Raw genomic sequence first — 23628 nt, 5'->3', positions numbered from 1 at the left:
CACAATAAGTTATGCAAAACGGCTATTCAGTTATGGAAAAAAATAATATGAAGTTTAAAGGGAAGTTAAAACAGACTTTGCCTAAAGGTACTTTTATTCGAACAATTGGAGATTTAAAGCAAAAAACTATCTTATCTGACAGTCACTCTAACGCCATTAATGCAGGTAAAAATAAGCAAAGTTTAGCGTTAATAAAAGGCGACCTTATCTCTTATCAAGTGAATAATAATTTTATACTACATGGGGGAAAGACTAAGGAATTAGTCGATTTTCAAGTACTGGCCACTGCAAAAAAATCACTCTGTATCACCATATTATTAGCAGGTAAATTAGACTTTGGTTATGATGATTTAAACTTTTTTTATGATGCTACTGAACAACAACGAGGTGTTGTTGTTAGTTTGACTAGACCAGTTAGCTTTCGTCGTACGCTATTTAAAGATAATCAAGTTGCTAAACTTAACATCATATTACTGCAGCAATGGATTGAACATCGTATTCGTTGTGATGATAATTTTAGTCATTTTATTAGCCAACATTTAGCTAATTTTGAACTGCAATTAACAACTGAGATACTTTCTTTAACGACTAATATTATTGAATCCAGCGCGCCAAGTACGGCCATCGAGCAAATGCACCTTGAATCTTTAACGCAGCAGTTGTTGCTTAAAGTACTTATGCAACTAAACGAGACAGTTAGTGTCATAAATCAGGTTGAAAACACCACATCAAATGAAGATTCAATAGGTTACGATCGAGTTTTTGATACATTAGTGTCTTATATTGAAGCCAACTTAGATCAAGATATGACGGTCAGCCATTTGGCAAAGTTTTCGGCAATGAGTGTTTCTAGCTTGCAGCATAAGTTTAAAAGCACATTGGGTATCAGTGTATTAGGTTACATTCGCCGTCGGCGTTTAAATATTGCCAAACAGCAACTAGAGGCGGGTTTAATGACAATCTCTGGAGCCGCTTATAATGCCGGGTATCGCCATCCTTCAAATTTTACCAGTGCATTTAAAAAAGCGTTTGGTATTCCACCACAGGATCTCATCCTTAAAACCGATCATGCGTAGATGCTTTAAATGATTGCTTATTACATTGTTTGTTACACTGTTTATTCGATTGTTTAGCAACACTTGTGTCAAATTTCAAAAGGTTATTAATGAACAACACACCGCCATTAGATAGTTTATTAACTTATTTTAATCTCTCCAATAAAAGCATTGCTTCGTCTCGATGGTGGAATGATCTCGTTAAAAATGGAAGTCCTTTGATCAAAGTGCAACAGGGTGGAGGTTGTAGGGTTTTATTTATATGGCAAGATCCTGAAGGTGGCAAGCCCTCGTCAACAACCAGCGCGGTTATCTTAAATGTGAGTGCCCTGACTAACCACAATACTTGGCAACCTAGCTGTCTAACAAGGTATGGTGACAGCGATCTATGGTTTGCTTGTTTAAATGTTAATGAAAAGTGGCGTAGCAGCTATTCTTTTATACCGATTCAATCACATCAATTACCAAGACTTGTTAAACAACAAAGTGACGGAAGTCGAGATGCACAACGCCGCTGGTGGTTAGAGGTGGTCAAGCAGCAGGTTCAGGACCCATTAAATACCGGCCCAACGATTGTGTCCGCTTGGGGGCTGAGCTCTCCTCTACATTTACCGAGTGCACCACGAGAGTTAGGGTGGCATGAATGGGATCAAGGTAAGCTTGCGAGCTTGCCTATTGCTGAATATGTTAATTTCACATGGTTTGCTGAACAATTGGATAATGAGCGGCAATGCACTCTTTTCTCTACGGCTAGTGGCAATGCGCCTTTAGTTATTTTATTGGATGGAGAAAAGTGGGGCGAAGATTCTGGAATGCTATCTGTATTGCAATATTTAACTAACCTTAATCAAATTGCACCAGCACATTATCTGTTAATTCCAGCTATTGATAACAAAACACGTTGGCAGGAACTTAGCTGTTATCAACCATTTTGGCAATCAATCATCCAAGAGTTGTTACCTCAAGTTGCCGATAAGCTATTACTCTCGCATAAATCCATCACAGAATATGTTGTTGCAGGGCAAAGTTTAGGTGGGTTATCTGCTGTCTACGCAGGAACCTATTTTGCAGCCTATTTTACCAAGGTGATCTCGTTATCTGGCTCGTTTTGGTGGCCGGAAATTGAAAGAATGCAAGATCCGGATGCCTTTAAATTAGCGAATCCAGATTGGAGTAAAGTACTACCAAAAAATAGTTTAGCTGAACGGGTATCAAATAAAGAGATAAGTGTTGCCGATTTACATATTTATCAAACCGTAGGCAATGCAGAAAAAGAATTAAGCGTTTATAACGCGTTGTATTATGAAATATTCAAGCAAAATGGCGCGAATATAATCTATCAAGAAGTGGATGGTGGCCACGATTGGTTATCATGGCGATCATCTTTGATAAATGGTTTAGTCGCGCTGTTCCCCAGTAAGATCTAGCTTGTTTTTGCTGCTCTGCCGCGAGGGATAATTAGCGGCGTATTTGAAATGGGATCCGGCAAGATTAAACAGGATAAACCAAATACTTGTTTAATAAGGTCCTCAGTGACAATCTCATTTGGTGAACCCGTGGCGATTACTTTTCCTGCTTTTATCATGATTAAATGGTCGGCATAACGACAAGCATGATTAAGGTCATGCAATACAGCAACCAATGTATGGCCTTGAACTCGATTAAGATCTTGAAATAGATCCATTAGTTCGATTTGATGCGCAATATCCAAATAGGTGGTGGGCTCGTCTAATAACAATAACGATGTTTCTTGTGCTAATGCCATCGCAACCCAGACCCGTTGGCGTTGTCCTCCTGATAACTGATCCACATTATGCTGCGCAAAATCCATTACGCCTGTGGCTTGCATTGCTAATTCCACGGCTTTTTGATCCGCTTCTGACCAAGGTTGAAACCACTTTTGGTGTGGGAATCGGCCGCGGGAGACTAAATCTATTACCTTAATACCGTTAGGCGCAATAGCCGATTGCGGTAACAAACCTAGTTTTTTAGCCACTTCTCGCGTAGATTGACTGTGTATATTTTCCCCATTTAATAATATTTCCCCCGATTGTGGGAGTAATAAACGACTTAAGGATCTTAATAGGGTTGATTTTCCACAGCCGTTTGGCCCGACAATCACCGTGAATTTACCGTTAGGGATTTCTACTGATAGGTTTTTGGCTATCACGTTTTGCTCGTAAGCCAGTGTTACTGATTTTGTTTCAAGCGCAGACTGTACGGTGTGTATCTCTGCTGTGTTTGCAAAGCTTAGTTGAGATGATGCTTGTGTCATTATTTACCTTCTCGAATAATCAAATAAACTAGATAAAGGCCACCTAAGCTAATGGTGACAAGTCCTACTGGTAAGGTAGCGTTTTGCCAACTATGTTGACCAATAAAGTCTGCAGTCATTAACAGGAATGCACCCACTAGCGCAGAGCCGACAAGGGTAATATGTTGCTGTGAATGTAGCCGACGTGCTATTTGCGGAGCTGCAAGTGATATAAAAGAGATCGGGCCTGTAATGGCCGTGGGAACTGCCGTTAACGACACCCCGATCAACATTAATAGCAAGCGTGTTTTATTCACTGATAACCCTAAGGCAGCGGCAATATCATCGCCCATTTCTAATAATTTCATACGTGTGTTTAATAGTAATGCTAAGCCGACTAACAACAAAATTAATAGACTAGCTGGTAATATACGTCCCCAGGTCATGCCATTTAATGATCCCGCACTCCATAGAGCTGCGGTCATTGCGGTTTCTAATGAAACGGTCAGAGACAACCATTGATTAAATGCGGTCAAGGTGGCGCTAATGGCAATACCTACAATGATCAGCCTGAAACCTGAGTGTCCATCTTTATAAGCAAAAATATAAACTAAAATCGCAGCAGCTAAACCACCGATTAAGGATCCAATTACGCTGTACCAGTAAAAGTTGCCAAATAGGGCGATGGAAACCAGTACGCCAGTGAACGCGCCGACATTAAAACCTGTGATATCTGGACTACCTAAAGGATTTCTGACTAATGATTGGAAAACCGCACCACTAATGCCCAGTGCAGCGCCAATAACCAGAGCAGAGAATAATCTTGAAGCTCGCCATTGCCAAACAACAATCGATTGATACTTATCTGCTTCACCGGTGATTAAATGCCAAATACTTTGTAAGTTATTTACAACATCATCACCAATGAACAGGGTAAAAAAGATTAAGGTTATCCCTAAAGTTATTGTTAAAGCGACCGCTAAACTGATCTCTGAAGGTATTGCAAAAACTGATCGTAAATTAATATTCTTAAAATTAATTGAATTGGAGATCATAAACTACTTGCTCCTTTTCGACGTACCAGATAAATAAGAATAGGTGCGCCGATAAAAGCGGTGACAATAGACACTCTTAGTTCCCCGACTATCAGTAAACGACCGATAATGTCTGCGATAAGTAATAAGCTAGGCGTGAGGATAAAACTGAATGGGATTATCCATCGCTGATCTGGGCCGACCATCCAACGGGCAATATGAGGCATCATTAAACTAACAAAGCCTATTGGGCCTGCGGCAGCAGTTGCAGCGCCGCACAGTAAGGTAATGGTCATTAAACCAACTATTTGCACACGGATTGGATTACTTCCCAGCGACGCAGCTAACGCATCACCTAAACTAAATGCGTTTAATGCGGGCGTTATACTCAAGGCTAATAGACATCCGGCAATAACAACTGGGGCAATATACAAAGGGACCGATAGGGTACGAATATCTAAACTACCGACTGTCCAAAATCGTACTTGGTCAAAGGCCAGTGGATTAAATAGGATTAATGCTGAACTAAGACCTGCGAATACCGCCCCTAAGGCGATACCTGCCAAGGTTAATTTAAGCGGGTCAACTTTACCTGCACTGAGGCTACCAATGGTAAATATCAATAAACTAGCGACTAATGAGCCCAGCGCTGCATAAATGAAAAAATCACTGAACTGTGTCACGCCTAAAAACACCACTGCGATTGCGACTGCCAAGCTAGCGCCTAAATTGATGCCGAGTATGCCAGGGTCTGCTAATGGATTCCTTGTGATTGCTTGTATTAAAGCACCTGAAGTACCCAAGGCCATTCCTACAAATAAACCGTTTAATGTTCTTGGTAAGCGACCTTCAAAGATGATGGAATGTGTTAATCCGCCTTGACCAGAAAATAGAACATGGTAAATATCACTGATGGATAAAGCTTTTGCACCAATACATAAGCTAGCGACCATGATCAAGGCTAATAATCCTATGCAAAGCATTAGCCATTGAAAGTGACTTAATACTAAGCATTGATAACGGCTTGTTGAACCGTTATAAGTCTGAACACTATTCATTGCTACTGTCACCAAACAGCGACTGTAATCGCGTTAGTAGATTGGTTGCGCTGTAATAATCGAGTCTAAAAGTATCGTTACCAACGGCATACACTCGCTTGTTTTGAACCGCTTTATTGTTTTGCAAAAAACTATTGTCGAGTATTAGCTGCTCAGACGCTTGTTCAGTAGCAAATAATAAAATGGACTTTCCTGTCACAGCATCTGGAAACCGTTCACCTTTCGCGATAATAATGTCATCGCGAACGCCCATACTAATATCGCCTTTAATTGAATCTGGAATGACGGCAAGGGTAAAGCCTAACTCTTCCAATAAACGGCCCTGTGCTGACTGGCTTGTCCAAATGCTGGCGCCACTGCCATCTGGGTTATAGACCATAGCAGTAGTGGGTTGTACTGGTAGTTTAATGCTTTTTTTAGTTTCAGCTGCTTGTTGTTGGAATGAATCAATGACTGATTTAGCTTGTGCTTCTAAGCCGAAAAGATCTCCAAATATTTGCGCCAGTTGCAACCAACTTTTATCATCGTAGCGAATGACGAGAGTGGGGGCGATATCTTTAAGTTGATCATATAAACGCATTGCCGAATCGGCCCCAGTAGTTGAAATAATAATAATATCGGGGTGGGCTTTAATAATGGCTTCGGCATTAGGTTCACTTTGATACAGAGCTTTTACACCTCGTTGTTCTGCAACACTATCCCATTGACGCATAAAACCTTTCACAGAGGCGACGTTAGTGTTTGGCATTGTTGCTCCAGAAGCGACTAAAGGTGCATCTATCGCGAGTAAGGTGCCAGATAAGGTGACACTGGTAGATACAATACGCCGAGGTGGCTTATCAAGTGTTAATAGGCCCTGTGAGGTCATGATACTTCTTGGCCAACCTGCGGGATCTTTTTCTACTTGATCGATTGCTAATGCAGAAGTAATTTTTTGTGCATCACCACAACTTACTAATAAAAGCCCAGCAAACAAGATTAAGAAAGGGCGGGCAAGTAATCGAATCATGTGTAACACCTTGAATAAAATAAAAATGATTATATCGTTAAATTTATTCATTTAATACAAGTGATAATTATTATCTTTTGTGGTCTTTTAAAACTTGGATTCAAATAAATTATTGGGTAATTATTTGGTAATTATTGGGTAATTGTTGGTAAGTCTGAATTGTCAAATAGACTAAGATCTTGCATTCTGCATTATTATCAAGAAACGACTAAATAAAACTTTGAATAGATCGTTAGGAAGAGGTTAGATGTGGCTTTTTACAGTCAACACATGACGTGTGGTTTATCGCTGAACGATAAAGAAAGCAATATGATTTGATACAATTGGGGAATTGGGTTTAATAATTTAAAGTGTTAATAATTTTAAGGTGTTATTAATTGTAGAGGGAGTAAAACAATAATTTTAAAAATAGATTAGAACAAGTTCAAATAATATTTATTTATTAAAACACTGAGGATTATTAAGACTAAAAAGTGGTGCTCGCTACTGGACTTGAACCAGTGACCTACGCCATGTCATGGCGGCACTCTACCAACTGAGTTAAGCGAGCTTATATAGAAGCTGTTGAAAGCGAAGTGATTTTGCGACATCTTGGCACTACTGTCAATGAAACTTTACCAACTTTAGTTTGTTTGATGTTTTTTTGTGCGCTACGCTTGTTGTTCGTCTATTTTAAACGCAATTAAGGTTATTTAGTGGCCTCTTTTTTAGTGCGTTCAATCAGTTTTGGGATTTCTGAAATAAGTTGTCTGTAAATACTGGTTACTTTTTTGTAGAAAATGGCGGTCAATAATGTGCCTGCGATAAAAGACAGTAAGATTAATAACGACATTATCGATAATCCACGTTGCTGATAATTTTGAATTAAACTTAAAATTCGTTCCTGCTCTAAAGCGATACGGATATAACCTATCTTAGTGCCATCGTCATAAAGTTCTGCAATGTAGGGGATAACACCCTCTGCTTCATCACTTTGTTTGCCACCAATTTTTAATAATACGGGTAAAGGTATCGATGCTTTAGATTGGTAAAGTATTTGCCCCAGTTTATCGTAGATAATGGCATCTCTCACAATTGGATCTTCACTGAGATCATCAATCAGTAGTTGTAAATTTTCTTGGTTTTTTTGAGATAAATAGCGAGATGCTTCAGCGGCGGCTAAGTTGGTTAATGAATAAGAAAATTTCTCTGTTTGCTGGAAACGGACTGCATTAGATTCATTTTGCAGGGTGATAAATTGATAAGCAATCACTGCAAATAATGCAAACATGGTCACTACTTGTAACGTACGTTTTATCCAGAAAAGCTTGTTAACCATACATTTAAACCCTTAGTTATCGTATCTACGCTTGCATTATAAATTAGCAATCGCTATCTTGTGAGCAATATTTTTACGGCAATTAAACAATAGGCATATTACAGTGGAAATGATTAAAACACTTCAAGTACCTGCTCACTCTATCTCATTTTTGCAATGGAAAGTAGATTTGCAATCTTCAGTTGAAGCGAGACAACCATTATTTTTAATTAATGATACGCCAGAAAATGAATTTTATGCTCGGGCAGAATTAGTGTTAATGGGAAAAAATATCAGCACTCGCGCTTTAATTGCTTTAAAAACAATACTCATTAATGAAGCTGTTTCGCAGGTTGTATTATCTAATCTAGGTGAAGTCGAAGGCGTTAATTTTATACGCCTAACGCTGAATACGCTTCCGAGCGTTGTAAGCGAAGCTGTTAGTGCGTTTGCACTTGAACATGAGTGTGACGTTGCATTAGTTGAACAGTTACCTAATTTTGCGGTACCTGGCCTAGTATTGATGGACATGGATTCAACTACGATACAGATTGAATGTATTGATGAAATTGCGCGGTTATATGGCGTTGGTGACCAAGTTTCAGCTGTTACTGCTGCGGCAATGCGAGGTGAGTTAGATTTTAATGAAAGCTTACGTACCCGTGTTGGTAAGTTAGCAGGAGCACCTGAGTCGGTGATTAAAGAAGTCGCGGATAATATGCCACTCATGCCTGGTTTAGTGGCTTTAATTGCGGGTTTAAAAGCGGCTAAGTGGAAAGTTGCCATTGCTTCTGGTGGATTCACTTACTTCGCTAATCGATTAAAAGCGGACCACGGTTTTGATGCTGCTTATGCGAATACCTTGGAGATTATTGATGATACGCTAACGGGTCAGGTAACGGGCGAAATTGTTAATGCTGATGTTAAAGCACGTACACTAAAAGAGTTAGCGACATCGTTCGATATTCCTATGAATCAAACAGTTGCTATTGGTGATGGTGCTAATGATTTAGTTATGATGGCAGCCTCTGCAATGGGGATTGCTATCCATGCCAAGCCTATTGTGCAAGAGAAAGCTGCAGTTGCCTTAAATCACTTAGATCTAGAAGGGGCGTTGTGTTTACTGATTGCTTCTTTACCTTTACAAACTCAGTAAGCAATAAGTAAACTTTTAGTTAGTTGTAAGATTAAATAGGCGGAGCAAATTGTTTGTATACTCCGCCTAACTTGGTTAACAAAATGAGTTTATCCCTGCCTTTACGATCTACTTCTTTAAACAGCCATCTTTAGCTGACAGCTTTTTATGGGTAATTATTTATAATTAGCTATCTATAAGTAAATATCAAAAGATAATTATCTACAACAAACTTCAATCGCCCAGTATCTGCTTAGTCCTGTCTATAACTTGTATCATGGCATTAATTTTTAGTATTTCTTCTTCAATGCGCTGGCTAAGATGTTTTGCATAACAAGATATAATATTTACTTCTGAGCTAACTACTGCTAAATCAGGGGCTTTGATGGAAGTTAATCGGTAATGCAATATTTGCAGTTGTTTCAGCTCTTTATTATCTAAAATAAACTTTCTTTTGCTCTCTTTAGATTTAAAGTCCTCATCTAAGTAGCTATTGATCTTCCACTTATTATTGGCGACTAATATTTTTTGAACGTAGATAGTGCATTCAAAATTTAATGGATTTTCAAGTGTTGAAACAGTTCTTAATGGCGTATGTAAAATACGCTCTAATAATCTTCTATTAGATAGGGCGAGATGATTATTTTCATATGAATCTTTACTGTTAATATTAAACAATTGCTTGAGTGCCTTAGACGTGTCGGCAATTGAAGATAGCGAAATTTTAGCTTTGCAATTTTGAGTTGATACATAGAAGAAGGCTGGATGCAGCGCACTCTCTGCAGCTTCCCTTAAACGCGATGTTACTGGTTGTTTATTGGCCTTAAGTGGGATGACTTGAAAGTGTGTTGGGTTATTTTTAATTAATATTGAAAAGAACTGGTGCATAGTTAAATAACTATCACGAGTTGCTACCTGTAAGTGAAAGGTATTATTTGGACCAGAAGAAATCACACGGTATTCAATGTTAGAAAGGGTAAATTGTTTAGATAGCTTTTGTAGGTCGATAAAATCAATTTTAATTAAACTACGTCTTGCTAAGGATTCTTTAGCACCTAGTTGTATTTTTAAACCTGACGTTGAAAAATCGACTATTTTCCCAGAACAAATATCTTTCCCAGCTGTTAATTTAATTGCACTGTTAAAGCTATAACGTTCTTCTTTGCGTAATTCATCGGGAAACAGATCATATACAGGAACAAAGCCTGGTTGTTTTTCTCGGTGCACAAAAATATTTAATAGATTGAGGTCTCTTTTTTCATCACTACGATGATCTATTTCAATGATTTCATTAGTCGCTATTTCAGTTAATGTTGCAACATGCGTAATATCATCAAATATTGATGGCTTTATATCTGTCAACCCGTATGTTTTTTTGGCTTTATAAACATAATTTTGTAGTGTTAAATGATAGCAACGCCAATTAGGTTTAGTACGACCATACTCAATAAATAAATGCTTTAAGTTTTCTTTTTTTAATTCTTCTTCGGTCGCTGATAAGAAGAACTCCTCGCCTTCACTGATATATGTAAAGCAATACACTGTTGTTGCTAGTGTTGGCTTCGCCATACTTAACATTGCGGCTAATCGCTTTTCAGAGAATAAAAAAGGCAGTTGATTGCTATTATCACAACGCCAATCATCTATAATTTCTTTGTTTGCTTGATTACGGAGTGAGAATATTAATGCGGAACTATGGGTTGCATTAAGATAAATCGGGAGGCTACTTAAGCCCATCAACGTACTGGTTCTAATCAGTTTTTCTCGCGCTAGGCGGAAATAATAGTGCACATCTAATTTATATTTATGCTGATTACTGCGAATAAATAATTTTATGAAAGTAACAAAAGCCGGTTTATCGTCCTCTAGGTTTAAATATAGATAAAAACCCGTTTTTTCTTGTTGTTGTTTAACTAAACGATAAGTTATTTTTTGACCTGTGATCGCTTTATCTTTGTAGTCATTACCTAAAGCAGTAAAATTAACCTTAATGAATTGATCATCAAGGTAGTTCGACTTTTCTGATAACTTTACTTTAAGTCCCGTAATAGAAATGTTTGATGTACTTGCTTGATGCTCAGATCCATCTTCAAGTATGACAGTTATCTTTGATACAAAAAACATACGTGCAGCAGATTGTTTACTGTGATTATCTAATTGAATATTTTCTGTAATATTGGGGTCTACTTCAGGTGCTATTTTAGCCACAGGTTTTGCTGATTTTTCCTGTTTTACTTTTTGAACATGCTCCAATACTTGTTCATAAGCCCCAATGGTATATTCGCCATATAGTTTTATTGCCGCTGTTAATTCTTTATCTGCTGAGGGAGTGAGGTAATGCATAATATCTTGGTGCGTGGATTGTTGCGTTTCATCCGTTACCTTTTCACGCAGGTCTATAATCCGAGAACAGGGTTTGGCAAGTCGGCTTAATTCCATCTTGATCAGAAATTTATCACTAGTACTTTCACCAAAGAAAACTTTATCCAGCATAGTGCTAAAGTCCGCTTTATTTCGAAGCGGAATTAACGTTCTGATTTGTGATTGATAAGCCTTAAAGTCCATAAATGCAGTATCTCTTTTTACAAAAATTTTGTTATTGAAAAGTTATTCTAGGTCGATACCTTCTATATGTCACTTATTACTAAGGATATTTTTGTTGTCTACCACATTAAATCATCAGGGATTGCAAATTCAGCATACGGGTCATCTGCTTCATTTTCTGTTGAATTATCTGTTTGGTCATGCAGTGCAACAAGTACTGATTCGTCGATAGCGCGTAATTTCTCAGCGGCTTCTTTGTTGATTAAATAAAATTCTTCATTCAATACACAAATGGCAAAAGAGCCTTTGATTAAACCCTGCTGAATAGAAGGTGTTACAGCAATGCGCTTAACTTTGTTTTCATAAGTGAAATGGTAGTCTAGTTCACCTTGGTAATCTTTTTCACAATGCTGAGCAATCATCTGGATTAATTTACCATGTGCAGCGCGTATTGCTAATTGTTGTTGGGTTTCTTGGTTATCCGCTAGGTCTTTTTGTCTTTGCAATTCAGTTTTTTCTTGTACTGCTTTTTGTACGTCTGAAATAACCACCGTCCCTTTTTTTTTCTTTTGTTTTGCTAGTCGACGTTTTTCTGTTTGTGCTTGTTTTGCTTTTTGCTTATTAACTAAACCTGAATTCATTAATTGCTCTTGTAATGAAGCCATATCGAAACCCTTTGCTAATGAAATATAAAGGAAATAGTTTAGCATATAATGTTATTTCAAATATCGACTTTCTTTTAAAAAAGGGTTAGATTGAAGTGTCGGGCAAAGGATATGTTCAAATACAAGGAGCTGAATATAATGAAAAATTTACAAGTTAAGCAGTTTATGACAGGTAAAAGCATTGCATTCACAAAAGGAATGAATTTAGAAGCGGCTGTTGATAAATTATTATTATCTAATTTAATCGGCGGGCCTGTTATTGATGAGACGGGACATGTAGTAGGTTGGTTATCTGAGCAGGATTGCCTTGCTAAGTTAATTGAAGCGAGTTACTACCATGAACATGCTGCATTGGTTGAAGACGTTATGTCTGATGCACCTTTGAGTATCCCTTCGACGCTAAGCATTCTAGATTTGGCACAGAAGATGATCCACGAAAAACCGAAAATGTATCCTGTGTTAGACGAGGATAATATTTATGTTGGTTTGATCACTAGAAAAGTTGTACTGGGTGCAATCAAGTCACAATTACAACAAAACTAATATTAGCGATTATTTAATATTTATCAGTTGTAGTGCATATAAAACGTGCTAATTTGGCACGTTTTAGGTTTATTTAAATCTAGATTAAGCCTTAAAGATACTGTAATACAAACAGTGTGGCAGCGCCTAAGACCTTTTAAATAATACCATCTAACTTATTTGTATTACCTTTGTCTCTAAACTTCACATCAGTTTAATTTCACACTTTGTACATAAACGTCAGTTTTAAGTCCAACTCTATTTTTTAGTTACAAAAACTTGAACGCGTATATAAATTGCGTTTATTTTAGGTAAATAGTCTGTTTATCCCAGCAAGTTGAATTAATAGTTGTTCCTTTATATTGGTCGAGTTGTTTGATGAACGCTAGCCGAGTGTTCGCAGTTACCCCTAAACTTTGTAAATGCTCTGTCATCATTTGGCAGTCTATTAATTGCCCTTGAAAGCGTGAAAAATGTTGGCTCAAAGCAATAAAAGCAAGTTTTGATGCATTTGTTTGTTGATGGAACATCGACTCACCACAAAAAATGGCACCTACATTGACCCCATATAATCCACCCACTAATTGACCTTGATCCCAAACTTCCACTGAATGTGCGACGCCGCGTAAATGTAACTGATAATAGGCCGATTGGATTGCAGGGCTGATCCACGTTTCAGCTTGCTTTTTACGAGGTTGTGCACAGGCTGTAACGACATCTTTAAAACGATGGTTAACGGTGATCGTAAGTGAGGTTTGGCGAATAAATTTTGCCATGCTTTTACTTATATGTACTTGCTGTGGTTGGATCACGGCTCTTTCAGCAGGACTCCACCATAGAATAGGCTCGCCATCGGAAAACCAAGGGAAAATAGCATGTTGATAGGCATTAAGCAGTCGTTCGGGTGATAAGTCACCACCGATTGCTAGTAGTCCTTCTGGATCATCTAACGCATTGTTGGGATCGGGGAATTGAATAGAGTCAATGGATAATGCGGTGAGTTGTTTTGGCATAAGTTCTCTAGATGTTTTGGGAAAAGTAATTAAAGCTAGCTTAATCAGGTTTTAAATAACGGCGGTAATTATTTGAGAGTCTGACATTTTACATGATTTTAATAGATTAAGACCCATAACGGTACTTAGGCTACCTTTTTTATTAGCTGTTTTTTTAGGTAATCAAAAAGGTAATCACTTTACAGTTAGCTGTTGTTTACTCAATAAATCGGGTTTTCAGACATTTAACTATTTTATTTGTTATCGTGTATTGAATTAGCATTTAAATTTATCACATTTTAAAAAATTAAGGTCAAATTGATGAGTGTAATCGATTACGAAAACTTGTTTGAAGTTAGAAAGCAAAAAGAAGAAGAAAAAGGGCAAGTGACTATTGTTATAACACCTGATTTAAGTATCCCATCTCCAGACTTGATGATAAGACATCGAATTAAATTTGATGGTATTTTACATTCAAAAATTACATTTAATAGCATTAGTAATTGTGATGATATTAAAGGCAGTGTGACAACATTCTATAAATTCAATAATGAAGTTAAATCTATCATATTCATTCAAAGTGAAATCATTCCCTACAGCACTGATTTAGATGTTCGTTATATAAATGAAGCTTATAAATATACTTTTCTTATTCATGGGCTTGCACATGTAAATGACTTTGAAAATAGTATTAATTTTAATAAAAACGATAAGCAAATAGATGTAATTAAAATTGAAGCTTATGCGGCAGCCTACGTACTAAAATATTTTACAGTGAAAAGTTACGACATTGCGAGGGCGTTATATGCACGCAGATTACTTAAGTTGAATAATTCGAGTAATGGTTGTTGTTTACAAATTCAACGAGAAATAATGAAGAAGTATCCAAAGAAAAAGCTACTTCAATGGTCAAAACAGCTTTAAAAAAAGAGGGTATACAGATAATTAAAGGTTATGAAACCTGTTAACTACTGTATACCCTCATTATTATTCACTTTGCCAATGGGTATGACTTGTAGTGGTGCTACTAAGTCATGCCATTAAGTGTAATGAACTGGTCGTATTATTTGTCAGGGTAATGTAAATCAACTTCACCCGTGTACATTTGACGAGGACGACCAATTTTTTGTCCAGGTTGATCTAACATTTCTTTCCAATGTGAAATCCAACCAATAGTACGAGCAACAGCGAATATCACTGTAAACATAGTACGTGGAATACCCATCGCACGTAAAACAATACCTGAGTAGAAGTCTACATTAGGGTAGAGTTTTTTCTCGATGAAGTAAGGGTCTTCAAGCGCAATACGCTCTAGTTCCATTGCAACATCTAGTAGTGGGTCATCAATTTTTAGATCATCTAATACTTCATGACATGTTTTACGCATTACCGTAGCTCGTGGATCATGGTTTTTATAAACACGGTGTCCAAAGCCCATTAAACGGAATGGGTCATCTTTATCCTTCGCTCTTGCAACGAACTCAGGAATACGATCTACAGTGCCAATTTCTTCTAGCATTTCTAAACATGCTTCGTTAGCGCCGCCATGTGCAGGGCCCCATAAAGAAGCAATACCCGCTGCAATACATGCGAATGGGTTCGCACCAGATGAACCTGCTAAACGAACTGTAGAGGTTGATGCATTTTGTTCATGGTCAGCATGAAGAATTAATATTTTATCCATTGCACTTTCTAGTACTGGATTAACAACATATTCTTCACATGGAATACCAAACATCATCTTCAAGAAATTACCGGAATAAGATAATGTGTTATCCGGATACATGAAGGGTTGACCTATAGAATATTTGTAACTCATTGCCGCTAAAGTTGGCATTTTTGAAATAAGACGGAATGCAGCTATTTCACGACATGACTCATTTGTAATATCTAAGGAGTCATGGTAGAAAGCTGATAAAGCACCTACTACACCAACCATAATTGCCATTGGATGAGAGTCACGACGGAAGCCTCGGTAAAATGCGACGAGTTGTTCATGTAACATTGTATGATGAAGTACAGTGTGTTTGAACTTGGCAAATTCTTTTTCAGTAGGTAGTTGACCGTTTAGTAATAAATAACAAACTTCTAAATAATCTGATTTGTATGCTAAATCATCGATAGCATAACCTCGGTGTAATAAAATTCCTTTATCACCGTCAATGAACGTTATTGCAGACTCACAAGAGGCTGTTGCAAGGAAACCAGGGTCGTAAGTGAAGTAGCCTGTTTTTCCTAAGCTACGAATATCAATGACATCATTACCAGCTGTTCCACTAAAGATAGGTAGTTCAACAGGATCTTGTCCTGGTAAGTGAAGTATTGCGACTTTGTCCGACATTATTTTCTCCCTTGTTTTAAAAATTATTTATATTTTTATAATTCTTTGTACTCTTTTTGTATTCTTCTTTTTATAAACATGCTTTTTTGGTGACACATTTTTACAGTCAAAATTTGACCTTGTCAAATCTAACATTACAACTTTGCGGGTTAAGATCGCAACAAATATTCGATAAAATCTTTAATAATCCAAAGTGCTATAATTTCTTTCAAGCCTCTGATATCTTAAGGATTGGGTGGGTAAAATTTTCAATTGAGTTATTTATTGCTCAATTGAAAATTTTACCGTGCTTAGATCACAAAAAAATGCGTTTCGATGTTACAATGCATTAACATTGTGCTAACAATAGAGCCCGTAAAACAACCCCTAACTTTTAGCCATCATAAAGAGATAAATTGTGCGCAAAGAGAGACCTAAAAATTTAGACCTATCCACGGTTAAATTCCCCATTACTGCTACAGCCTCAATACTGCATCGTGTTTCTGGGATCATCGTTTTTATTGCATTAGCAATATTCCTTACCCTCCTAAACTGTTCGTTATCGTCAGCTCAAGATTTTCAAAGTGTACAAGGTTATTTAGACTTGTTTATCGTTGAATTTGTTTTCTGGGGATCATTAACAGGTCTTGCTTACCATGCCGTATTTGGTGTTAGGCATATGATTCAAGATTTAGGGTACTGGGAAGAATTGGACAGTGCATCACTTAGTGCAAAAGTAGGCTTTGGCCTTACTGCTGTATTATCAATATTAGCGGGGATTTTAGTATGGTAAAGGTTGCAGGTACTTTCGGACGGAGCGGCGTCCACGATTACATATTATTACGCGCCAGTGCAGTTATTTTATTAGCCTACATTTTATATCTTGTAGGCTTTGTTGCATCTGCTGATATTACTTATCAAGTTTGGACAGGCTTTTTCTCTCTAACATTAACAAAAGTATTTACGTTAATGGCATTAGTGGCAATGCTGGTTCATGCATGGATTGGTATTTGGCAAGTTTTAACAGATTACGTTAAATGTACTTTATTACGTGGCACATTACAGTTTGTGTTAACAACAGTTGCATTTGCTTACGTTATTTTTGGTTTTGTAATTTTGTGGGGTGTTTAAGTGAGTTTACCTATTCGTGAATTTGATGCGATTGTTATTGGTGCTGGTGGTGCAGGTATGCGCGCGGCATTATCTATTTCGCAAGAAGGCAAAAGTTGTGCGTTGATTACTAAAGTATTTCCAACGCGTTCTCATACTGTATCTGCTCAAGGTGGTATTACAGTAGCGCTAGGTAATGCACATGCAGATAACTGGCAATGGCATATGTACGATACAGTTAAAGGTTCTGACTTTATCGGTGATCAAGATGCTATCGAGTTTATGTGTAATGAAGGACCCGATGCTGTTCGTGAACTTGAAAATATGGGCTTACCATTTTCTCGTTTCGAAGACGGTTCAGTATATCAACGTCCTTTTGGTGGTCAATCTAAAGAGTTTGGTGGCGAGCAAGCTGCTAGAACTGCAGCTGCTGCTGACCGTACAGGTCATGCATTGTTGCATACGCTTTACCAACAAAATATTAAAAATAAAACCACCATTTTCTCTGAATGGTACGCGCTGGATTTATTGAAAAATGATGATGGTGATGTTGTTGGTTGTACTGCTATTGATATTGAAAGTGGCGAAGTTTGTGTGTTTAGAGCACAAGCAACGGTACTCGCAACTGGTGGAGCAGGGCGTATTTATGCTTCAACAACTAATGCTCACATTAATACTGGTGACGGTGTTGGTATGGCATTACGTGCTGGTGTACCGGTACAAGATATGGAAATGTGGCAGTTCCACCCAACCGGTATTGCTGGTGCAGGTGTTCTGGTAACAGAAGGGTGTCGTGGTGAAGGTGGTTATCTTTTAAATAAAGATGGTGAACGTTTCATGGAGCGTTACGCGCCAAATGCTAAAGATTTAGCCGGTCGTGATGTTGTTGCTCGTTCAATCATGATTGAAATTCGTGAAGGTCGTGGTTGTGAAGGTCCTTGGGGCACGCACATTAAATTGAAACTTGATCACCTTGGTAAAGATGTATTAGAAACGCGTTTACCGGGTATCTGTGAATTATCACGTACGTTTGCTCATGTTGATCCTGTACATGAACCGATTCCAATCATCCCTACTTGTCATTACATGATGGGTGGCGTACCAACTACCGTTAACGGTCAAGTGTTAAAACTAGATGAAAATGGTAAAGATGTTGAAGTGAAAGGTTTATTTGCGGTGGGTGAAATTGCAAGTGTATCTGTTCATGGTGCAAACCGATTAGGTGGTAACTCATTACTTGATTTAATCGTATTTGGTCGTGCTGCGGGTAAACATCTTGGTAAAGTATTAACCAAAGAAAATACAGCTAAGCCACCAACTGAAGAAAATATTGAAGCTTCTTTAGCACGTTTCAATCGCTGGGAAAAAGGCACAGGTACAGAGTGTCCTGATCAAATTCGTAAAGACCTACAACAATGTATGCAAAACAACTTCTCAGTATTTAGAGACGGTGATGCAATGGCTGAAGGGCTTGCCGAGTTACGCGTTTTACGTGAACGTTTGAACAATGCTAAGTTAGGCGATAAGAGTAGCGAGTTTAATACTAACCGTATTGAGTGTTTAGAATTAGACAACTTAATGGAAACTGCTTTTTCAACTGCTTTAGCGGCAAACTTCCGTACTGAAAGTCGTGGTGCCCATAGTCGTTTTGACTTCCCTGATCGAGATGATGCAAATTGGCTACACCATAGTATCTTCAATCCTGAAACAGAAAGTATGTGTAAACGTGACGTTAATATGGCGCCAGTACTACGTGAAGCTTTCCCACCTAAAGCACGTGTTTACTAAGAAGGTTTTATAATATGAATGTTACATTTTCTGTTTATCGCTACAACCCTGATGTTGATGACAAACCTTCAATGAAAGAGATGTCATTAGAAATACCTGAAGGTTCTGACATGATGGTGCTTGATGCTTTGATTGCATTAAAAGAGCAAGATAAGTCATTGTCATTCCGTCGTTCATGCCGTGAAGGTGTGTGTGGTAGTGATGGTTTAAATATTAATGGTAAAAATGGATTGGCGTGTATTACACCTCTTTCTGATTTACTTTCTGCTGGAAAAATTGTGCTTCGTCCACTACCTGGTTTACCAGTGGTACGTGATTTAGTGATCGATATGACACAATTTTATACTCAGTATGAAAAAGTAAAGCCATTTTTAATTACAGATGGCACTATACCGCCTGCTGGAGAGTTCAAACAATCTCCAGAAGAGCGTGAAAAATTAGATGGTTTATACGAGTGTATTTTATGTGCTTGTTGTTCAACCTCTTGTCCTTCATTCTGGTGGAACCCTGATAAGTTTATCGGTCCAGCTGGTTTATTAGCTGCATACCGTTTCCTTATCGATAGTCGAGATAGTGCAACAGAAGAACGCTTGTCGAATTTAGATGATGCTTTCAGTGTTTTTCGTTGTCACAGTATCATGAACTGCGTGAGTGTTTGTCCGAAAGGATTAAACCCAACCAAAGCGATTGGTAAAATTAAATCTATGTTATTACAACGCGCGGTTTAATTACTAAATAAATATTATTAATTAAACATTAATAAAGAATAAGGAATTTTAATGCCAACTAATGTTATGGAAACTTGGTTAGCCTCATCGCATCTTTCCGGGGCAAATTCTACTTATATCGAAGACATTTACGAATTGTATTTAGAGGATCCACTTGCTGTGGACGCTAATTGGCGTGAAGTCTTTGATGAGTTACCAAGTGTGACTGACGCTCCTGAGGAGCGTCATTCAATTATCCGTGAACAGATGAAGCATGCGGCGAAAGCGCCAAAATGTTTTACACCGCCTGATGGTGCTGTTCACAACGATGCAAAACAAGTCAAAGTTTTACAACTGATCGGTGCTTATCGCAACCGAGGACATGAAATTGCAAATTTAGATCCTCTGGGTTTAGTTAAAACAGAATCTGTTAAAGAGTTAGACCCTTTTTATCATGAACTAACTGGTTCTGATTTAGATGCTAACTTTAATGTTGGTTCTTTTGCTACTGGCAATGAAACCATGGTATTAAAGGATCTTATTGCATCACTCAAACGAACTTATTGTGGCTCGTTAGGTGTGGAATACATGCACATCACGAACACTGATGAAAAGCGTTGGATCCAAAACCGAATTGAGTCTTGTGAAAGTCGTCCTTCGTTCAGCAACGAAGCTAAAAATCGATTTTTAGAAGAGTTAACTGCAGCAGAAGGCCTTGAACGTTACATCGGATCTAAATTCCCTGGTGCAAAACGTTTCTCTTTAGAAGGTGGTGATTCTTTTGTTCCTATGCTTAAAGAAGTCATTAGACGTTCTGGCGAGCAAGGTGCACATGAAGTTGTTATCGGAATGGCTCACCGTGGTCGTTTAAACGTATTAGTTAACGTATTAGGTAAAAAACCCGCTGATTTGTTCAATGAGTTTGCAGGTAAACATGCAAATATAGATGGTTCAAGTGATGTTAAATATCACCAAGGTTTTAGTAGTGATTTTAAAACTGCTAAAGGCAATGTACATTTATCGTTAGCTTTTAACCCTTCACACTTAGAAATCGTTAATCCTGTAGTCTTAGGTTCGGTTCGTGCTCGTCAAGAACGTTTAAATAGTATTGGTGAAAGTGTTTTACCTATCACTATTCACGGCGACTCTGCAATTGCTGGTCAAGGTGTTGTGCAAGAGACATTCAATATGTCACAAGCACGTGCATTTAAAGTAAGTGGTACTATCCGCATCGTTATCAACAACCAAGTTGGTTTCACTACTTCAAATCCTGAAGATACTCGCTCAACTCGTTACTGTACTGATATTGCTAAAATGGTCCAAGCACCAATTTTCCATGTTAATGGTGATGATCCTGAAGCAGTAATGCAAGCGGCACATATCGCAATCGACTTCCGTAATAAATTCAAACGTGATGTTGTTATTGATTTAGTTTGTTACCGCCGTCATGGCCATAACGAAGCAGATGAGCCAAGTGCAACACAGCCATTGATGTACCAAAAAATCAAAAAACATCCTACTCCACGTGATATCTACAGCAAACAACTAGAAAGTGAAGGTGTGATTGCAGATGGTTTTGCTAAAAAGCTTGTTGCTGATTACCGTGACGCTTTAGATAATGGTGAGTGCGTGGTTAAAGAGTGGCAATCTATGCAAGGCAATTCTATAGATTGGTCTCCTTACCTAAAACATGAGTGGCATGCATCGTACGAAGCGGGTTTCCAAAAACAACGCTTAGTTGAATTAGCTGAATCTATCAGTCATTACCCAGAAGATCAGAAACAACATTCACGTATTGCTAAGATCTACAATGATCGCCAGGCAATGGCGCGTGGTGAAAAATTATTGGACTGGGGTTTTGCTGAAAACTTAGCTTATGCAACATTATTAGATTCTAAATATAATATTCGCTTAGTCGGTCAAGATTCTGCACGTGGTACCTTCTTCCATCGTCATGCTGTATTACATGAGCAATCGGAAGCTAAACGTTATACACCTCTTCAAAATATCTCTGATGATCAAGGTCATTTTGATGTTTATGATTCAGTTTTATCTGAAGAAGCGGTATTAGCATTTGAATACGGTTACTCTACTGGTGCACCTAAAGGTTTATGTATTTGGGAAGCACAGTTCGGTGACTTTGCAAATGGTGCTCAAGTTGTATTTGACCAATTCTTATCATCAGGTGAACAGAAGTGGGGCCGTATGTGTGGTCTAACTGTCTTATTACCGCATGGTTATGAAGGTCAAGGTCCAGAGCATTCATCAGCTCGTTTAGAGCGTTTTTTACAATTATGTGCTGAGCATAATATGCAGGTATGTGTTCCTTCAACACCTGCTCAGGTTTATCACATGTTACGTCGCCAAGTCATTCGTTCAATGCGTCGCCCATTAATTGTTATGTCACCTAAATCATTGTTACGTCATCCATTAGCGGTTTCTAGCTTAGATGAATTAGCATCAGGCACATTCTTAAATGCAATTGGTGAAGTTGATGCGCTAGACCCAGAAGCTGTTACGCGTATTATTCTTTGTAGCGGTAAAGTTTACTACGAACTATTAGAAAAACGCCGTGCTGAAAAATTAGATCATGTCGCCATTATTCGTATAGAGCAGCTTTACCCATTCCCAACGGATGAAGTCAATGATCTACTTGAGCAATATGCACATGTAACTGATTTTATTTGGTGTCAAGAAGAGCCACAAAACCAGGGGGCTTGGTACTGTAGTCAACATAACTTCCGTGGTGTTATGCCAACGGGTGCAACATTGCAGTACGCTGGTCGTGCAGCATCTGCATCAACAGCAGTAGGCTATATGTCATTGCATGTTAAGCAACAAAAAGCATTAGTGAACGAAGCACTTGGTTTTGATGAACAGTAATCAAAATTAAATTTATTGAATAAAAATTATTATTGTAGGAAGCGTTAATTATGATTGAAGTACTAGTACCAGAACTTCCAGAATCAGTTGCAGATGCAACTGTAGCAACTTGGCATAAACAACCTGGTGACTTCGTTGAGCGTGATGAAGTGTTAGTTGAAATCGAAACTGATAAAGTAGTGTTAGAAGTTCCTGCTACTGCATCAGGCATTTTAAAAGAAATAATTGAAGACGAAGGCGCAACCGTACTTTCTAAACAGTTATTAGCTAAGTTAGAAGAAGCTGATGCACCTGCTGCAGCGAAAGAAGAAGCAGCTCCAGCTGAAGCACCTGCAGCAACTGCCGATGCAAGCCCATCAGTTCGTCGTTTAATGCTTGAAGAAGGCATCGATGCACGTGATATTAAAGGGTCTGGTAAAGGCGGTGTTATTACGCGTGAAGATGTAGATAACTTCCGTACATCTAAAAACAAAAAAGAAACTGAGCCTAAGGTTGATATCGTAGCCGCTGTTGCTGCACGTAGCGACAAGCGCGTACCGATGACACGTTTACGTAAACGTGTTGCAGAACGTTTATTAGAAGCTAAAAACTCAACGGCAATGTTAACTACATTTAATGAAGTAAACATGAAACCAATCATGGATCTTCGTAAGCAATACCAAGAAGTGTTTGAGAAAAAACATGGTATCCGTTTAGGATTCATGTCTTTCTACATTAAAGCGGTAACTGAAGCACTTAAACGTTACCCAGAAGTTAATGCTGCAATTGACGGTACTGATATCGTTTACCACAACTTCTTTGATATCAGTATTGCTGTATCAACACCGCGTGGTCTAGTAACACCTGTTTTACGTGATACTGATACATTAAGTGTTGCTGACATTGAAAAGGGTATTCGTGAGCTTGCTATCAAAGGTCGTGACGGCAAATTAACTGTTGACGAAATGATGGGTGGTAACTTTACCGTGACTAACGGCGGTGTATTTGGTTCTTTACTTTCAACGCCAATTATCAATCCTCCACAAGCGGCTATCTTAGGTATGCATAAAATCCAAGATCGTCCAATGGCGATTAACGGGAAAGTTGAGATATTACCGATGATGTACCTTGCACTGTCTTATGACCATCGTTTAATTGATGGTAAAGAGTCAGTAGGTTTCTTAGTGACTATCAAAGAGCTTCTTGAAGATCCTACTCGCTTATTATTAGATGTTTAATCTTTAATAAAAAAGTTTATTCGCTGTTTATTTTTATA

The 23628-nt window shown here is 38.1% G+C and carries 20 protein-coding genes and 1 tRNA gene; 11 read left to right on the top strand and 10 right to left on the bottom strand.

The features are described 5' to 3' along the window. Nucleotides 1-32 precede the first annotated feature (32 nt). Both GQR44_RS17425 and fes read left to right on the top strand, forming a co-directional pair. On the top strand, nt 33-1076 hold the full coding sequence (locus tag GQR44_RS17425; protein WP_166372959.1) for an AraC family transcriptional regulator: 1044 nt from the start codon (nt 33-35) through the stop codon (nt 1074-1076). A gap of 89 nt (nt 1077-1165) precedes the next feature. Continuing rightward, entirely contained in the window at nt 1166-2482 is a 1317-nt protein-coding gene (fes, locus tag GQR44_RS17420) for an enterochelin esterase (RefSeq protein ID WP_166372958.1), read from the top strand. On the opposite strand, the gene GQR44_RS17415 is transcribed toward fes, so the two are convergent. The 6 genes from GQR44_RS17415 to GQR44_RS17390 form a co-directional block, all read right to left on the bottom strand. Continuing rightward, complete coding sequence (locus tag GQR44_RS17415) at nt 2479-3330, bottom strand: ABC transporter ATP-binding protein (RefSeq protein ID WP_166372957.1); 852 nt, start codon at nt 3328-3330, stop codon at nt 2479-2481. The two genes, fes and GQR44_RS17415, sit on opposite strands and share 4 nt — an antisense overlap. Continuing rightward, nucleotides 3330-4364 carry an iron chelate uptake ABC transporter family permease subunit gene (locus GQR44_RS17410; protein ID WP_166372956.1) on the bottom strand — a complete coding sequence of 345 codons (1035 nt, stop codon included), beginning with the start codon at nt 4362-4364 and terminating at the stop codon, nt 3330-3332. Before GQR44_RS17410 ends, GQR44_RS17415 begins: the two co-directional genes overlap by 1 nt. Continuing rightward, entirely contained in the window at nt 4361-5401 is a 1041-nt protein-coding gene (locus GQR44_RS17405; RefSeq protein WP_166372955.1) for a Fe(3+)-siderophore ABC transporter permease, read from the bottom strand. Before GQR44_RS17405 ends, GQR44_RS17410 begins: the two co-directional genes overlap by 4 nt. After that, nucleotides 5394-6410 (bottom strand): Fe2+-enterobactin ABC transporter substrate-binding protein, encoded by a 1017-nt coding sequence (gene fepB / locus GQR44_RS17400; protein WP_166372954.1) that lies wholly within the window; start codon nt 6408-6410, stop codon nt 5394-5396. The genes GQR44_RS17405 and fepB overlap by 8 nt, the downstream gene beginning before the upstream one ends. A gap of 474 nt (nt 6411-6884) precedes the next feature. Beyond that, nucleotides 6885-6960: transfer RNA gene (locus tag GQR44_RS17395), tRNA-Val, on the bottom strand. A gap of 138 nt (nt 6961-7098) precedes the next feature. Continuing rightward, nucleotides 7099-7728, bottom strand: coding sequence for an AhpA/YtjB family protein (locus tag GQR44_RS17390; RefSeq protein ID WP_166372953.1), 630 nt, complete (start codon nt 7726-7728; stop codon nt 7099-7101). Nucleotides 7729-7837: 109 nt separating this feature from the next. Between GQR44_RS17390 and serB the strand changes: the two genes are divergently transcribed. Beyond that, nucleotides 7838-8863 (top strand): phosphoserine phosphatase SerB, encoded by a 1026-nt coding sequence (serB, locus tag GQR44_RS17385; protein WP_166372968.1) that lies wholly within the window; start codon nt 7838-7840, stop codon nt 8861-8863. A gap of 213 nt (nt 8864-9076) precedes the next feature. Here the strand turns inward: serB and GQR44_RS17380 are convergent, their stop codons facing one another. Further along, nucleotides 9077-11407 carry a PilZ domain-containing protein gene (locus tag GQR44_RS17380; RefSeq protein WP_166372952.1) on the bottom strand — a complete coding sequence of 777 codons (2331 nt, stop codon included), beginning with the start codon at nt 11405-11407 and terminating at the stop codon, nt 9077-9079. A 98-nt stretch (nt 11408-11505) separates the two neighbouring features. Beyond that, nucleotides 11506-12051: a DUF2058 domain-containing protein gene (locus GQR44_RS17375; protein WP_166372951.1), complete on the bottom strand. Its 546-nt coding sequence runs from the start codon at nt 12049-12051 to the stop codon at nt 11506-11508. A 138-nt stretch (nt 12052-12189) separates the two neighbouring features. Between GQR44_RS17375 and GQR44_RS17370 the strand changes: the two genes are divergently transcribed. After that, nucleotides 12190-12594, top strand: coding sequence for a CBS domain-containing protein (locus GQR44_RS17370; protein ID WP_166372950.1), 405 nt, complete (start codon nt 12190-12192; stop codon nt 12592-12594). Between the two features lie 281 nt (nt 12595-12875). Here the strand turns inward: GQR44_RS17370 and aat are convergent, their stop codons facing one another. Beyond that, nucleotides 12876-13586: a leucyl/phenylalanyl-tRNA--protein transferase gene (aat, locus tag GQR44_RS17365; RefSeq protein WP_166372949.1), complete on the bottom strand. Its 711-nt coding sequence runs from the start codon at nt 13584-13586 to the stop codon at nt 12876-12878. A 300-nt stretch (nt 13587-13886) separates the two neighbouring features. Between aat and GQR44_RS17360 the strand changes: the two genes are divergently transcribed. Further along, nucleotides 13887-14489: a hypothetical protein gene (locus GQR44_RS17360; RefSeq protein ID WP_166372948.1), complete on the top strand. Its 603-nt coding sequence runs from the start codon at nt 13887-13889 to the stop codon at nt 14487-14489. 139 nt (nt 14490-14628) lie between these two features. Here GQR44_RS17360 and gltA read toward each other — a convergent pair whose 3' ends face one another. Then, nucleotides 14629-15906, bottom strand: coding sequence for a citrate synthase (gltA, locus tag GQR44_RS17355; protein ID WP_166372947.1), 1278 nt, complete (start codon nt 15904-15906; stop codon nt 14629-14631). A 397-nt stretch (nt 15907-16303) separates the two neighbouring features. On the opposite strand from gltA, the gene sdhC reads away from it, so the two are divergent. The 6 genes from sdhC to odhB are packed head-to-tail and all read left to right on the top strand — an operon-like array spanning nt 16304 to nt 23590. After that, on the top strand, nt 16304-16678 hold the full coding sequence (gene sdhC / locus GQR44_RS17350; protein WP_346774371.1) for a succinate dehydrogenase, cytochrome b556 subunit: 375 nt from the start codon (nt 16304-16306) through the stop codon (nt 16676-16678). Further along, nucleotides 16672-17016 carry a succinate dehydrogenase, hydrophobic membrane anchor protein gene (sdhD, locus tag GQR44_RS17345; RefSeq protein ID WP_166372946.1) on the top strand — a complete coding sequence of 115 codons (345 nt, stop codon included), beginning with the start codon at nt 16672-16674 and terminating at the stop codon, nt 17014-17016. The genes sdhC and sdhD overlap by 7 nt, the downstream gene beginning before the upstream one ends. Then, entirely contained in the window at nt 17017-18783 is a 1767-nt protein-coding gene (gene sdhA, locus GQR44_RS17340; protein ID WP_166372945.1) for a succinate dehydrogenase flavoprotein subunit, read from the top strand. A gap of 14 nt (nt 18784-18797) precedes the next feature. After that, complete coding sequence (locus tag GQR44_RS17335; protein ID WP_166372944.1) at nt 18798-19511, top strand: succinate dehydrogenase iron-sulfur subunit; 714 nt, start codon at nt 18798-18800, stop codon at nt 19509-19511. A 51-nt stretch (nt 19512-19562) separates the two neighbouring features. After that, entirely contained in the window at nt 19563-22373 is a 2811-nt protein-coding gene (sucA, locus tag GQR44_RS17330) for a 2-oxoglutarate dehydrogenase E1 component (RefSeq protein WP_166372943.1), read from the top strand. A gap of 50 nt (nt 22374-22423) precedes the next feature. Further along, nucleotides 22424-23590 carry a 2-oxoglutarate dehydrogenase complex dihydrolipoyllysine-residue succinyltransferase gene (gene odhB, locus GQR44_RS17325; RefSeq protein ID WP_205963115.1) on the top strand — a complete coding sequence of 389 codons (1167 nt, stop codon included), beginning with the start codon at nt 22424-22426 and terminating at the stop codon, nt 23588-23590. Nucleotides 23591-23628: the final 38 nt, after the last annotated feature.

It is taken from the genome of Psychromonas sp. SA13A, from assembly GCF_011378715.1.
In the GTDB taxonomy this organism is placed as follows: Bacteria; Pseudomonadota; Gammaproteobacteria; order Enterobacterales; family Psychromonadaceae; genus Psychromonas.
The sequence above is the reverse complement of the archived record's forward strand: the minus strand, read 5'-3'. Positions and strand labels throughout refer to the sequence as shown.